The 14,036-nt window shown below is 71.0% G+C and carries 14 protein-coding genes; 8 read left to right on the forward strand and 6 right to left on the reverse strand.

The annotated features are described in order from the left end of the window. Positions 1–12 precede the first annotated feature (12 nt). The 3 genes from ABT160_RS04045 to ABT160_RS04055 form a co-directional block, all read right to left on the reverse strand. On the reverse strand, positions 13–516 hold the full coding sequence (locus ABT160_RS04045; RefSeq protein WP_351643241.1) for a GNAT family N-acetyltransferase: 504 nt from the start codon (positions 514–516) through the stop codon (positions 13–15). Between the two features lie 108 nt (positions 517–624). Beyond that, a complete protein-coding gene (locus tag ABT160_RS04050) occupies positions 625–1,428 on the reverse strand; it encodes a TIGR04222 domain-containing membrane protein (RefSeq protein ID WP_351643243.1) in 804 nt (267 codons plus the stop codon). 113 nt (positions 1,429–1,541) lie between these two features. Beyond that, a complete protein-coding gene (locus ABT160_RS04055; protein WP_351643245.1) occupies positions 1,542–2,279 on the reverse strand; it encodes a hypothetical protein in 738 nt (245 codons plus the stop codon). Positions 2,280–2,580: 301 nt separating this feature from the next. Between ABT160_RS04055 and gcl the strand changes: the two genes are divergently transcribed. Beyond that, positions 2,581–4,368 (forward strand): glyoxylate carboligase, encoded by a 1,788-nt coding sequence (gcl, locus tag ABT160_RS04060; protein WP_351643248.1) that lies wholly within the window; start codon positions 2,581–2,583, stop codon positions 4,366–4,368. A 120-nt stretch (positions 4,369–4,488) separates the two neighbouring features. Further along, entirely contained in the window at positions 4,489–5,703 is a 1,215-nt protein-coding gene (locus ABT160_RS04065; protein ID WP_351643250.1) for a Shedu anti-phage system protein SduA domain-containing protein, read from the forward strand. A gap of 661 nt (positions 5,704–6,364) precedes the next feature. Here the strand turns inward: ABT160_RS04065 and ABT160_RS04070 are convergent. The 3 genes from ABT160_RS04070 to ABT160_RS04080 form a co-directional block, all read right to left on the reverse strand. Then, positions 6,365–7,822 (reverse strand): catalase, encoded by a 1,458-nt coding sequence (locus tag ABT160_RS04070; protein WP_351643253.1) that lies wholly within the window; start codon positions 7,820–7,822, stop codon positions 6,365–6,367. 175 nt (positions 7,823–7,997) lie between these two features. Then, positions 7,998–8,888 (reverse strand): 2-hydroxy-3-oxopropionate reductase, encoded by an 891-nt coding sequence (locus tag ABT160_RS04075; RefSeq protein ID WP_351643256.1) that lies wholly within the window; start codon positions 8,886–8,888, stop codon positions 7,998–8,000. A gap of 34 nt (positions 8,889–8,922) precedes the next feature. Beyond that, entirely contained in the window at positions 8,923–9,762 is an 840-nt protein-coding gene (locus ABT160_RS04080) for a TIM barrel protein (RefSeq protein WP_351643259.1), read from the reverse strand. Between the two features lie 124 nt (positions 9,763–9,886). Between ABT160_RS04080 and ABT160_RS04085 the strand changes: the two genes are divergently transcribed. The 6 genes from ABT160_RS04085 (at position 9,887) to ABT160_RS04110 (ending at position 14,006) form a co-directional block, all read left to right on the forward strand. Then, complete coding sequence (locus ABT160_RS04085; RefSeq protein ID WP_351643260.1) at positions 9,887–10,168, forward strand: YkoF family thiamine-binding protein; 282 nt, start codon at positions 9,887–9,889, stop codon at positions 10,166–10,168. Further along, a complete protein-coding gene (locus ABT160_RS04090; protein WP_351643262.1) occupies positions 10,165–10,542 on the forward strand; it encodes a helix-turn-helix domain-containing protein in 378 nt (125 codons plus the stop codon). Before ABT160_RS04085 ends, ABT160_RS04090 begins: the two co-directional genes overlap by 4 nt. Positions 10,543–10,626: 84 nt before the next feature. Then, on the forward strand, positions 10,627–11,226 hold the full coding sequence (uraD, locus tag ABT160_RS04095; RefSeq protein ID WP_502984160.1) for a 2-oxo-4-hydroxy-4-carboxy-5-ureidoimidazoline decarboxylase: 600 nt from the start codon (positions 10,627–10,629) through the stop codon (positions 11,224–11,226). Then, entirely contained in the window at positions 11,223–11,612 is a 390-nt protein-coding gene (uraH, locus tag ABT160_RS04100) for a hydroxyisourate hydrolase (protein ID WP_351643266.1), read from the forward strand. Before uraD ends, uraH begins: the two co-directional genes overlap by 4 nt. Before the next feature lie 5 nt (positions 11,613–11,617). Further along, positions 11,618–12,541, forward strand: coding sequence for a factor-independent urate hydroxylase (gene pucL / locus ABT160_RS04105; protein WP_351643268.1), 924 nt, complete (start codon positions 11,618–11,620; stop codon positions 12,539–12,541). A gap of 67 nt (positions 12,542–12,608) precedes the next feature. Continuing rightward, the gene (locus ABT160_RS04110; RefSeq protein ID WP_351643270.1) at positions 12,609–14,006 is read left to right on the forward strand and encodes a nucleobase:cation symporter-2 family protein; all 1,398 of its coding nucleotides are present in this window, start codon (positions 12,609–12,611) and stop codon (positions 14,004–14,006) included. Positions 14,007–14,036: the final 30 nt, after the last annotated feature.

Here is a 14,036-nt window from a genome sequence, read left to right on the forward strand (position 1 = left end):
GGGCCCGTCCTTTCACAGCTCCCGGCGCATGCAGACCCGGGGCCAGTGGTCCAGGCCCAGGTCCGCCTCCTCGCGCCTGATCTTCCGCAGCCCCTCGGTGAGTTCGGCCTCGGCCAGTGCGCGGAAGCCCAGGCGGGCGTAGTACGGCGCGTTCCACGGCACGTCGGTGAACGTGGTCAGGGTCAGGGCCCCGAGCCCCCGCCCGGCGGCCCGGGCCGCCAGGTCCTCGATGAGGGCGCGGCCCACGCCGCGGCGGGCGGCCCGCGGGTGGACGGTGACCTGCTCGATGTGCGCGGCGCCGTCGATGACGTCGGAGACCAGGTACGCGACGGGGTGGCCGCCCTCGTCGGCGACCCAGGCGTGGCCGCCCGCCCGGTAGGTCTCCAGGAGGGCCAGCGCGGGGGGCTCGTCGTCGGCCACGGAGTCCATCCCCAGGGCTCGGAAGGACTCGCCCGCGGCGCGCTCGATGGTCTGGAGCAGGGGGAGTTCGGCGGTGAGGGCGGGGCGGATGCGCATGGGGCGAGTATCGCGCAGCCCGTCCGCCCGTTCCTCCTCCGCCCCCTCCCGGGTCCTTTCCGGGTCCCTTCCGCGGGGCCGCGCTCCCACGGGCTCGCCACCCGGCCGCTACGGGATCGCCGCCCCGCACCCCCCGTAGCCGGTGCCGCCCGTCGAGCCGGACGCGCCCGTGTCGTAGCCGTCGGTCTTCGTGCCCCGGCCGAGCAGCCCGCCGTCGCGCGCCAGGTGCGGGGTCACCAGGGTCAGTGCGGTGTCACCGTGCAGTGCGACGTACAGCGGCTCCTCGCCCCCGGCCACCTCCGCGCGCGCCGCGGGCAGCGGGTGTCGCTCGCGCAGCGCGTCGAGGGCCGCCCGCCCGGCGGGCGTCACGCGCCGCACGCACCACAGCCCGGCCGCCCCGAGCACAGGGAGCGCCGAGACCGCCAACTGCGCCGGAGTGTTGGGCGCCCCGAGCGGCACCACCACCAGCCCCGCCACCATCACCACCGGCACCGACCCGAGGAGCGTGCGGGCCACCCGCCACCGTCCGGCGGCCCGCAGCAGGCCCGCCCCGGCCAGTCGCGCGCGCAGCTCCCGTACCGCGCGACGCACCTTGGGCCGCACCATCAGCGGGCGCATCCCCAGCGGCCGCACCAGCTCCCGGTAGAGCGCCAGGCGCAGCGGGTCGCGCTCACCGCGCGGGTACCGCTCCTGGCGCAGCGCCCCGCCCCGCGCCGGGATCACGGCGTCCAGCAGGTACAGCTCGGTCACCGCCGTGGTGACGGCCGCGCGCCGCCCACCGCGCAGGAACGCCGCCTGCTGGGGCGTCAGTTCCCGTGCACCGTCCCCCGCCGGCGCCACCCGCAGCAGCGCCCAGGCCGCCGCGAGCAGCACCGCCCCCGCCCCCACGAACCACCAGGTGTCCACCGGCATCGACTCCACCCCCCGGGGTGAGGGTCCCCGCGCGGGGCCATCGTCGACACCTCAACTCACGTGTTCAGAGCTTGATTTGAGGTTAGGTCAGCTCCGTACGCAGGCGACACCGCTCACACGCCCCGCAGCACCAGCTCGTCCGCCGCGCCGTTCACCGGCTGCGGGGTGCCCGTGAGGTCGAGGACGAACAGCGGGATGTCCAGGTCGTCGGCGCGGGCCCGGGCGTCGGGCGCGTACCCCGCGAGGGAGAAGAACACGCTCGACGAGGAGGCGCTGAGCCCGTTGAGCCACAGGCACTCCACCGCGCGCAGGCTCGACGGCCGGGTGGTCGGGTCGACCTGGGCCACCAGGCCGGGGCCGCGCAGGTCGACGCCGGAGGGGGTGCGCTCCTCGGGCTGGACGACCTGGCGGAAACCCAGCCAGCGCAGGTAGAGGGCGGCCGCGGTGACCGCGTCGCGGGCGGTGCGGATGGTCATGGGCTGGAAGGGGCCGCGGGGCGCCCCGGCGGCGGACGGCTCCCGCTCGCTCGCGGGTGCGCCCGCCGAGGCGGGGTGCGGCGGCGCTCCGGGGGCGGGCGGCGGGGCCGCGACCACCGGGCGGACCGGGACGCGCAGGACCGTACCGCAGGAGCAGCCGTGCTCCGGGGCGGGCCACTCGTCGTGCCGGCCGCAGCGCTCGCAGCGGACGGTCACCCACTCCTCGGCCCAGTTGCGCCGGGTGATCGGCTCCGCGGGCGCGCCGGTCAGCAGCGGCGGGGTCACCGGGGCGCCGCAGGCGCACGGGAAGGCGGGCGCCGCGAAGGCCTGCGCCCGGTGGCAGACCGGACAGCTCACCGGCACGGTCTCGTTCACGCTCCTCGCCCCCTGCTCCTCTTCCGTGTTCCCCGGGTGGTTCCCCGGGCGCTCCCTCTTCCCCGGGTTCCGGCCCATCGTCCCCCAGCCGGGCCCTCCTTGGCAGGAGGTCGGGACAAGTGGGGGCGGGGCCGGGGAGCGGGCCGGCGGCTCCCCGGGAGTGGGCGGGCGGCTCTTGACGGCTCCTGGCACGCCGCCTAAGTTGTTTTCGTATAGCAGAACATAACTTCCGCATTACGGAATCGAAGCTCTCAGGTGGCGCGACAGAGCCCGATCCCCCAGGCCGAAGCAGGAGCACTCCATGCCTCGTATGACCGCTGCCCGAGCGGCAGTTGAGATCCTCAAGCGCGAAGGCGTCACCAACGCGTTCGGCGTGCCGGGCGCGGCGATCAACCCCTTCTACCGGGCGCTCAAGGAGGGCGGTGGCATCCACCACACGCTCGCCCGCCACGTCGAGGGCGCGTCCCACATGGCCGAGGGCTACACCCGGGCCAAGGCGGGCAACATCGGTGTCTGCATCGGTACGTCCGGCCCGGCCGGCACCGACATGATCACCGGTCTGTACTCCGCGATCGCGGACTCGATCCCGATCCTGTGCATCACCGGCCAGGCGCCGGTCTCCAAGCTGCACAAGGAGGACTTCCAGGCGGTCGACATCGCCTCGATCGCCAAGCCCGTCACCAAGAAGGCCACCACCGTCCTGGAGGCCGCGCAGGTCCCGGGCGTCTTCCAGGAGGCCTTCCACCTGATGCGGTCCGGCCGTCCCGGCCCGGTCCTCATCGACCTGCCGATCGACGTCCAGCAGACCGAGATCGACTTCGACCCGGAGACCTACGAGCCGCTGCCGGTGTACCAGCCGCGGGCGACCCGTGCCCAGGCCGAGAAGGCGCTCGGCTTCCTGCTGGAGTCGGAGCGCCCGCTGATCATCTCGGGCGGCGGCATCATCAACGCCGACGCCTCCGACCTGCTCGTCGAGTTCGCCGAGCTGACCGGCATCCCGGTCATCTCCACGCTGATGGGCTGGGGCACCATCCCCGACGACCACGCGCTGAGCGCGGGCATGGTCGGCGTCCAGACCTCGCACCGCTACGGCAACGCGAACTTCCTGGAGTCGGACTTCGTCCTCGGTATCGGCAACCGCTGGGCCAACCGCCACACCGGGTACAACCTGGAGGCGTACACCAAGGGCCGCAAGTTCGTCCACGTCGACATCGAGCCCACCCAGATCGGCAAGATCTTCGCCCCGGACTTCGGCATCGCGTCCGACGCGGGCGCCGCGCTGGCGCTGTTCGTCGAGATCGCCAAGGAGTGGAAGGCCGCGGGCCGGCTGCCCGACTTCACCGCCTGGGCCGAGTCCTGCCAGGACCGCAAGGCCCGGCTGCTGCGCCGCACGCACTTCGACAACATCCCGATGAAGCCGCAGCGCGTGTACGAGGAGATGAACAAGGCCTTCGGCCCGGAGACGCGCTACGTCACCACCATCGGCCTCTCCCAGATCGCCGGCGCGCAGATGCTGCACGTCTACAAGCCGCGCAACTGGATCAACTGCGGCCAGGCGGGCCCGCTCGGCTGGACGATCCCGGCCGCGATCGGCGCCGCCACGGCGGACCCGGACACCCCGATCGTCGCCCTCTCCGGCGACTACGACTTCCAGTTCATGATCGAGGAGCTGGCGGTCGCCGCCCAGCACAAGGTCCCCTACGTCCACGTCCTGGTGAACAACGCCTACCTGGGCCTGATCCGCCAGGCCCAGATCGGCCTCGACATCAACTTCCAGGTCAACCTGGAGTTCGAGAACATCAACACCCCGGAGCTCGGCGTCTACGGCGTGGACCACGTCAAGGTCGCCGAGGGCCTGGGCGTCAAGGCCATCCGCGTCGAGGACCCCGCCAAGCTCGGCGAGGCCTTCGAGCAGGCCAAGAAGCTGGCCCAGGAGTTCCAGGTCCCGGTCGTCGTCGAGGCGATCCTGGAGCGCATCACCAACATCTCCATGAGCCGCACGGTCGACGTCAGCGACGTCACCGAGTTCGAGGAGGTCGCGACCGAGCCCGGCCACGCGCCCACCGCGATCAAGGCGCTGAAGGTCTGACCGGTCTGATCCCGGAGGCCTGACGCGCGGCACGTCGCCCGCGAACAGGAGGGGCGGTCCACCCGAGGGGGGTGGACCGCCCCTTCGGCGTTGTCGTACCCCACCGCCACACTGGAGGCCATGACGGTGAGAGTGGACGCGACGCTGGAGTGGCAGCTCGACGAGGTGGCGGCGCACACGGAAGGCGCGCGCACGAAGGCGGCGATCGCTGCGGTCTTCGCACACATGCGGAGTGGCAGCGCACGTAGCAGGAAGAGACGCGGTGGCAGGGAACTGATCAGGCTCCTGGAGGAAGCGAGGTCGACGGCTGCGGCATCGGGCGAGTGGCAGGTGGTCCGGCTGCTGCAGGACTCCCTGGACTACGCGGAACACCGCATCCTGCGCTACGACTTCGAGGAGCGCTACCGATTGTTCCAGGCGGGGAAGGTCAGGAGTGATCGCAACCGTGACTTCATCGGGCGCCAGCTGTCGATGTCGCTGCTGTTCGCCGCGGAGGACCTGGAGGAACTGCTCGGCCGCGAACCGGAGGCGACGGCCGCCGAGGCCGTCGCCCACCTACGGCGGCGGTCGCAGGACGCGAACTACGCGGAAGCTCCGGAGGACCGCCCCGGGTGGTACCGGATCACTCCGGGGATGGCCGAGATGGGGGAGTGGGTGGAGCGCATCCTGCGGGAGCGCAGGGTCGAGGTGGGCGATCCCGCGGCGGCGGCGCGCCGCATCGTGATGTCGCCGGAATCGCTTTCCGTGCTCGCTGCCGATGCCGAGGGGCAACTGGTGGTCAGAGCGGTGGAGTTGCAGCGGAGGGCCGCCGGTCTCCGGGCGCTGCGCACTGTCACCCTGGACCCCTATGCCACAGAGCACGACGTGCAGAAGGCGCTGGAGGGCCAGTACTGGATCTTCGGAGGCGCCTACGTCGGCGAGGCCGCCCACCGGCGCCTCGTGCCGGGCGACGAGGTGGACATCCCGCTGGTCCGGGGCGATGGTGCGCTGCACGTGGTCGAGCTGAAGCGGGCGATGTCACTGCGCGATCCCCTGGTGAAGCGGCACCGTGGTGGATGGGTGGCGACGGCGCCGGTGCACGACGCGGTCGGTCAGGCCATCAACTACCTGGTCGGGCTGGACGAGCACCGGGAGAGGATACGTACGGAGTTCGGCCTCGACACCCGCAGAGCCGGGGCGATGGTGCTGATCGGCCATCCCGCGGCTCACCCCGAGGTTCCCGAAGAGGCGGTGAACGAGGCACTGCGCACGTTGAACGCCCAGCTGGTCCGGGTGGAAGTGCTCACCTACAAGGAGCTGGTCGACAACGCTGAGCGGGCGCTTGGGCGGGGCTGACGCAGCGGAGAGGCCCCGCCGGGCGGGCAGCGGGCGGGGCCTCCGGGGTGTGTCGCGCCTGGCTCGGGGTGAGCGCGCCACACCCTGCCCTCGGCGGGGCGGGTGCGGGGAGGGCCCCGGCCGGGTGGCTGAGACTACGCCTGTGATGGCCGAAAAGTAACCCTTCGGCTGGGGTGCGCGCCCCACGCGTACCCGTGCGCCACGACTCTCGAGGACCGCACGCCAAAAAGACCGGGATCCGATCCCTGTGCGTGGATCGGACCCCGGTCTTCGGGTGCGCGGACCGGGACCGTAAACCGGTCCGTGCGCCCTGGCTCTCCAGGTGCGGGCACTTCGGCCGCTGTTCGGTTGTTGCCGCCCGACGGTGCGAGGCTGGCGCGACAGGACGTTCGCGCCGCCGGGCGGGGCTCGTGGGGGAGGTTCCTGGGACCGCGGCGGCGGGTGACGGGCCGGCCGGGGGGTCTTCCTTCCTTCAGGTCAAGAAGGAGTGCCCCGGGGCCCTTACCACCGCACTGGCTCACCTGCCGCCGCGGTCCTCAAGTCGTCCGCTCCGCCGGCCACCCCTCATCCGGGCCGGCGGGCCGGACCGCGCAATGGACGTGACCTCCCGTCAGATCCGTTGCGCCGTCTGGTGGTTCGGACGGTGCCGAACCGGGTCCTGCTAGTCCTCGCGCAGGGCGCGGACCGCTTCCTCGACGCGCTTGCCGTACTGCGGGTCGGCGGCGTGGAAGTGGGCGAGGTTCTTCTCGATGACGTCCTCGCGCGAGACCTGCGACAGGCCGCCCGCGATGTTGGCGACGAGGCGCTGCTTCTCGTCCTCGGACATCAGGCGGTAGAGCTCACCGGCCTGGAAGAAGTCGTCGTCCTTGGTGTGGGCCGGGGCCTCGTGGGTGCCGGTCCAGCCGTGGATGGCCAGCGGGGCGGACAGCGGGGTGTCCGTCTGGGCCGGGCCCTGGTACGAGTTGGGCTCGTAGTTCTTGTCGTGGCGCGAGCCGTAGCGGGTGGCCATCAGGCCGTCCCGGCCGTAGTTGTCGGCGACGGCGGCCTTCGGCGCGTTCACCGGCAGCTGGGTGTGGTTGACGCCCAGGCGGTAGCGGTGCGCGTCGGCGTACGCGAACAGACGGCCCTGGAGCATCTTGTCCGGCGACGGGCCGATGCCCGGCACGAAGTTGTTCGGGGAGAACGCCGACTGCTCGACCTCGGCGAAGACGTTGTCCGGGTTGCGGTCGAGGACCAGGCGGCCCACGCGCTGCAGCGGGTAGTCCTTGTGCGGCCACACCTTGGTGAGGTCGAACGGGTTGAAGCGGTAGTCCGCCGCCTCGGCCGCCGGCATGATCTGCACGTACAGCGTCCACGAGGGGTTCACGCCGCGCTCGATGGCCTGCAGCAGGTCCGTCTGGTGGCTGTTGCCGTCCTTGCCCACGACCTCGGCGGCCTGGTCGGAGGAGAGGCTGCGCACGCCCTGGTTGGTCTTGAAGTGGTACTTCACGAAGAAGGCCTCGCCCGCCTCGTTCGTCCACTGGTAGGTGTGCGAGCCGTAGCCGTTCATGTGGCGGTACGACGCGGGGATGCCGCGGTCGCCCATCAGCCAGGTCACCTGGTGCGTGGCCTCGGGGGCGTGCGCCCAGAAGTCCCAGACGTTGTCCGGCTCCTGCTTGCCCGTGAAGGGGTCGCGCTTCTGGGAGTGGATGAAGTCGGGGAACTTGATCGGGTCCTTGATGAAGAACACCGGGGTGTTGTTGCCGACGAGGTCGTAGTTGCCCTCTTCGGTGTAGAACTTCAGCGCGAAGCCGCGCGGGTCGCGGACCGCGTCCGCGCCGCCCAGCGAGTCGGCCACGGTGGAGAAGCGCAGGAAGAGCTCGGTCTTCTTGCCGACCTCGCCGAGGAAGGCGGCCTTGGTGTACGCGGTCACGTCGTCGGTGACCTCGAAGTGGCCGTAGGCGCCGGAACCACGGGCGTGCACGACGCGCTCCGGGATGCGCTCGCGGTTGAAGCGGGCGAGCTTCTCCAGCAGGTGCTGGTCCTGGAGGAGCAGGGGGCCACCGACGCCGGCGGTGGCGGAGTTCTGGTTGTCGGCGACCGGGGCGCCGGACTCGGTCGTGAGCACGCGCTTCGACATCGTGGACCTTCCGTACTGGAGCTGCTGACGGTGCTCAGGAGTTAAATACGCGCTGGAGCGAACGTCAACAGTTTGTTGAATTTGAGGAGTGGCGTTCCGGACGGCGGCGACGCCTGGGCGCGACAGGACAGGTGTCAGCGCCGCCGCCGTCCGGAAGTTTCGGGAGCCCTCCGGCTCAGACCTGCGACCCGGACAGGCGCTCCACGGCCCGCAGCAGGGCCGAGTGGTCCAGGCCGCCGTCGCCCTGGGCGCGCAGCGAGGCCACCAGCTGGGCGACCACGGCGCCGACCGGGAGGGCCGCACCCACGTTGCGGGCGGCGTCGGTGACGATGCCCATGTCCTTGTGGTGCAGGTCGATCCGGAAGCCCGGGGCGAAGTCGCGGTTGAGGAAGTTGTCCTTCTTGCGGGTCAGCACGGTGGAGCCGGCCAGACCGCCGTTGAGGACGTCCAGGGCCGCCTTGAGGTCCACGCCGGACTTCTCCAGGAAGACCACGGCCTCGGCGCACGCCTGGATGTTGACCGCGACGATGAGCTGGTTGGCGGCCTTCACCGTCTGGCCCGAGCCGTGCGGACCGCAGAGCACGATGGTCTTGCCGAGGGCCTGCAGGATCGGCAGGGCCTCGTCGAACTCGGCCTGCTCGCCGCCGACCATGATCGAGAGCACCGCCTCGATGGCGCCGGCCTCGCCGCCGGAGACCGGGGCGTCCAGGACGCGCAGGCCCTTCTCGGCGGCGGCCTTGGCCAGGTCGACGGAGGTCTGCGGGGTGATCGAGGACATGTCCACGATCAGGGCGCCCTGCTTGGCGTTCTCCAGGATGCCGGCCTCACCGTACGCGATGGCCTCGACCTGCGGGGAGGCGGGGACCATCGTGATGACGACGTCCGCGTCCTTGACGGCCTCGGCGATCGAGCCGGCCGCGGTGCCGCCGGCGGCGGTCAGGCGGTCCAGCTTGTCCTGCTCCAGCGTGAAGCCGGTGACCGAGTAGCCCGCCTTGATCAGGTTCTCGGACATGGGCGAGCCCATGATGCCGAGGCCGATCCACGCGATCTTGGGGAGGGTGCTCATGAGGGTACCTCTCTGAAAACTGTTGTACGTGAAGTCAGTTGGCCGCGCGCAGCGGCTGGGGCAGCCACTCGAAGGCGCCGGCGCTCGGGCGGTCGCCCGGCTTGTACTCCAGGCCGACCCAGCCCTCGTAGCCGGCCTTCTTCAGGCGGCCGAGCAGGTCGACGAAGTCCAGGTCGCCGGTGCCCGGAGCGCCGCGGCCCGGGTTGTCCGCGATCTGCACGTGGCCGGTCCTGTCCGCGTACTTCTCGATGACCTCGTGCAGGTCCTCGCCGTTCATCGAGAGGTGGTACAGGTCGAGCAGGAACTTGGCGTTCCCCAGGCCGGTGGCCGCGTTGACCTTGTCCACGACCTCGACCGCCGAGGGGGCGCTGACCAGCGGGTACAGCGGCGACTCGGGCTGGTTGAGGGCCTCGACGAGCAGGATCGCCCCGATCCGGTCGGCCGCGCGGGCCGCCAGCACCAGGTTCTCCAGCGCCAGGCTGTCCTGGATCTGGGGGTCCACGCCCTCGACGCGGTTGCCGTAGAGCGCGTTGAGCGCCTTGCAGCCGACCGAGGCGGCGAAGTCCGCGGCCACGTCGATGTTGGCGCGGAAGCGGTCGGACTCCTCACCCGGTACGGAGAGGGCCCCGCGGTCGGGGCCGGGGAGCTGCCCGGCGTAGAAGTTCAGGCCCACCAGCTGGGTGCCGGCGTCGTCCAGCGCCTTCTTGAGGGCGTCGAGCTCGCTCTGCTCGGGGGTGGGCGTCTCGATCCAGGGCCACCACAGCTCGACCGCGGTGAAGCCCGCCGCGGCGGCGGCCGCGGGGCGCTCCAGGAGCGGGAGTTCCGTGAAGAGGATCGACAGGTTCACATCGAAGCGCTGGTCCGTGTATCCCATGAGGGGTAGGCGCTCCTTCCGTATTGCGGAAGTTGTTTTCTGCTTAACGGAAGACTGCATGTGAGCTCGGGAAGCTGTCAAGGGGGCCTCCCGGATTTCCTCCCCGGCGCAGTAGGTTGGCGGCGTGCGATTGAGAGTGGAGTTCACGACCGAGCCCTTCGACCTGGACGAGGCGCCCGCCCACGCGGTGGTGGCCCGCGAGGTCATCCAGGGCGCCGCGCTGGACGCGGTCGACGTCGGGCCCTTCGGGAACACCGCCGAGGGCGGCGCCGACGAGGTCCTCGACGCGGTGGACGCGCTGCTGCGCCGCGCGCTGGCGGCCGGGGCCACCCGGGTCTCGCTCCAGGTGAACGTGATCGGGGACGCGACCGGGCAGGACGCGGCGGAGGAGGGTGGGAAGAAGTGACCGTTCCGGGGGACCACCCGCTGCTCGCGGCCGTCAAGCCGCTCGTGGACGCGATGGGCGCCGAGATCCTCGACGCCGACCAGGCCCAGACCGACGACGTCGTACTGGCCTGGGAGGGCGAGGACGTCCTCGCCGTACGGCTGCCCCAGCTGTCCGACTCGCTGGAGCACATCCTGGCCGCCCTGGAGCGCCGCCACGGCCGCCCGCTGGCCGAACTCGACCGCAAGGCCAAACAGGAGGTCGTCCGGGTCCTGGAGGCGCGCGGGGCCTTCTCCGTGCGTCACGGGGTGGAAACGGTGGCGGGCGCCCTCGGGGTCAGTCGTTTCACCGTGTACAACTACCTGAACAGGGAAAACACCGCCAAGAGCGAGTGATCGCCCCCCGCTGCCAGTGGACCGCCGCCCGGATGCCGGGCGGCGGTTTTCGTTACTCCAAGTTTTCAACAAAGTGTTGACGTGATGTTTCGGCTGGCGTTAGCTATCCGCAGCCCGTCCAGCACCAAGGCCACGGAGGCTCCCGTGACTTCGACCGAAACCCGCTCGTCGGGGGACACCCCCGCAGCGGGCCTCACCCGGCTGAACACCCTCGCCGACAGCGAAGCGCACGCCGCGCTGCACGAGGTGTGCGCCAGCTCGGCCTGGGGGAGCAAGCTGCTCGCCCAGCGCCCCTACGCCAGCGCGGACGCCCTCTTCGCCGCCAGCGACGCCGCCATGGCCGAGCTGACCGCGGCGGACCTGGAGGAAGCGATGGCCGGGCACCCGCCGATCGGCCGGCCGAAGCCCGGAGACCCGACGTCCGCCCGCGAACAGCGGGGGATGGCCGGCGCCTCCGAGGAGCTCAAGGCCGAGATGCTCGAACTGAACCTGGCGTACCAGGACAAGTTCGGACACGTCTTCCTGATCTGCGCGACCGGCGCCACCGCCGAGTCCATGCGCGACGCGGTCAGGACCCGGATCGGCAACACGGCCGAGCAGGAGCGCGAGATCGTGCGCGCCGAACTCGGCAAGATCAACCGCATCCGGCTGACCCGTCTCGTGGAGGAAGAAGACCCCGCATGAGTACCGAGACCACCGCCTCCGTGTCCACGCACATCCTGGACACCAGCGTCGGACGCCCCGCCGAGGGCGTCGCCATCTCGCTCGCGGCGCGCAGCGGCGCCGGCGCCGCGTGGATCGCGCTGGGCGGCTCCGCCACCGACGCGGACGGGCGCTGCAAGGACCTGCCGGCGCTGCCGGAGGGCACCACCCACGTGCGCCTCGACTTCGAGACCGAGGCGTACTTCTCCAAGAAGCAAGCCGATGCGCAGCAGGACGCCCCCGCGAATCGGGACAGCGGTGCGTTCTTCCCCGAGGTGGCGATCACCTTCGCCGTCGAGGCGGGCGAGCACTACCACGTACCGCTGCTGCTCAACCCGTTCGGCTACTCCGTTTACCGAGGGAGCTAGCAGACATGCCCACGATTCTGGGACAGAACCAGTACGGCAAGGCTGAGAACCGCGTCGTCAAGATCACGCGCGACGGCGACACGCACCACATCAAGGACCTGAACGTCTCCATCGCGCTCTCCGGCGAGATGTCCGACGTGCACCTGTCCGGTTCCAACGCCAACGTGCTGCCGACCGACACCACCAAGAACACGGTGTACGCGTTCGCCAAGGAGTACGGGATCGAGTCCGCCGAGCAGTTCGGCATCCACCTCGCCCGCCACTTCGTCACCTCCCAGCCGGCCATCCACCAGGCGCGCATCCGCATCGAGGAGTACGCCTGGGAGCGCATCGAGACCTCCGAGGCCAACTCGAAGTTCATCGGCTCCGACGAGGTCAAGCACTCCTTCGTCCGCCAGGGCCAGGAGACCCGCGTCTCGCAGATCACCTACGACGGCCGGGAGTGGGAGGTCGTCTCGGGCCTCAAGGACCTCGTGGTGATGAACTCGACCAACTCCGAGTTCTGGGGCTACGTCAAGGACAAGTACACGACGCTCCAGGAGGCGTACGACCGCATCCTGGCCACCCAGGTCTCCGGCCGCTGGCGGTTCAACTGGACCGACGACGAGCAGAAGATGCCCAACTGGGAGCGGTCCTACGAGCAGGTCAAGAAGCACATGCTCCAGGCCTTCGCCGAGACGTACTCGCTGTCGCTGCAGCAGACGCTCTACCAGATGGGCTCGCGCATCATCAACAACCGTTCGGAGATCGACGAGGTCCGCTTCTCGCTCCCGAACAAGCACCACTTCCTGGTCGACCTCGAGCCGTTCGGCCTCAAGAACGACAACGAGGTCTACTTCGCGGCGGACCGCCCCTACGGCCTGATCGAGGCCACCATCCTGCGGGACGGAGTGGAGCCGCGGATCCCGGTCGACATGACCAACCTCTGACGCCAGGCCGCGTGCCGCCCCGCCCGTCGCAGTCGGGCGGGGCCGTACCGGACCGGAGGGAACATCAATGGCACAGCCAGCAAAGGGGCCGGCACAAGGCCCGTGTTCCACCCCACCGGCGGGCGACTGCCACCCGGTGGACGAGAAGTTGCCCCCGTCGCGGCTCGTCCCCGCCGCGCTCCAGCACATCGCCGCGATGTACGCCGGCGTGGTGACCCCTCCGCTCATCATCGGCCAGGCCGTACACCTGGACGCCGCCGGGATGACCCGGCTGATCGCCGCCAGCCTGCTCATCGCCGGGCTCGCCACCATCCTGCAGACCATCGGCATCACCAACTTCGCCGGGAACCGGCTGCCGTTCGTCAACGCCGCCTCCTCGGCCGGCATCGCGCCCATGCTCGCGATCGCCGAGACCAGCGCCCCCGGCCACCAGCTCCCCGCCATCTACGGCGCGGTGATGGTCGCCGGAGTCTTCTGCCTCGCCGTGGGACCCTTCTTCGGCCGGCTGCTCCGCTTCTTCCCGCCGCTCGTCACCGGCGTCGTGATCACCCTCATCGGGGTCACGCTGATGCCCGTCCCCGTCGGCTGGGCCCAGGGCGGCAACGCCGGCGCCGCCGACTTCGGCTCCATGAAGTACCTCGCCCTCGCCGGGTTCACGCTCGTGGTGATCCTGCTCTTCCAGCGCTTCGGCCAGGGCTTCCTCAAGCAGGTCGCCCTGCTGCTCGGCCTGTTCATCGGCACCCTCGCCGCGATCCCGTTCGGGATGGCCGACTTCTCGGCCCTGCGCGAGGCCCCGGTGGCCGCGCTGCCCGCGCCCTTCTCCTTCGGCACGCCCGAGTTCCAGCCCGCCGCGATCCTCTCGCTGTGCATCGTGATGCTCGTCCTGATGACCGAGTCCAGCGCCGGGATGCTCGCCCTCGGCGAGATCTGCGAGCGCCGCACCGACGGCCGCACCATCACCCGCGGCCTGCGCACCGACGGCATCGCCACCCTGCTCGGCCCCGTCTTCGGCGGCTTCCCGACCTCCGCCTTCGCGCAGAACGTCGGCGTCGTCTCGCTCACCCGGGTGCGCAGCCGCTACGTCGTCGCCGTCGCGGGCGGCGCCCTGATCGTCCTCGGTGCCTTCCCGGTCCTCGGCGCGGTCGTCTCGCTGGTCCCGATGCCCGTCCTCGGCGGCGCCGGCATCGTCCTGTTCGGCTCCATCGCGGTCAGCGGCATCCGTACGCTCTCCGAGGCCGGGCTCGACGACAGCTCCAACATCATCCTGGTGGCCGTCGCGCTCGGCGCGGGCATCATCCCGCTGGCCGCGCCCACCTTCTACGCCGGGTTCCCCGCCTGGGCGCAGACCGTGCTCGGCTCCGGCATCAGCGCGGGCGCGCTCGTCGCGGTCCTGCTCAACCTGTTCTTCCACCACCTCGGCACCCACGGCCGGTCAAGCCAGACCGTGGCACTCAAATCCTCCTAGGGTCCTGCCGTGCCCCACCTCCTCCCGGCC

It is taken from the genome of Streptomyces sp. NPDC001941, assembly GCF_040296945.1.
In the GTDB taxonomy this organism is placed as follows: Bacteria; Actinomycetota; Actinomycetes; order Streptomycetales; family Streptomycetaceae; genus Streptomyces.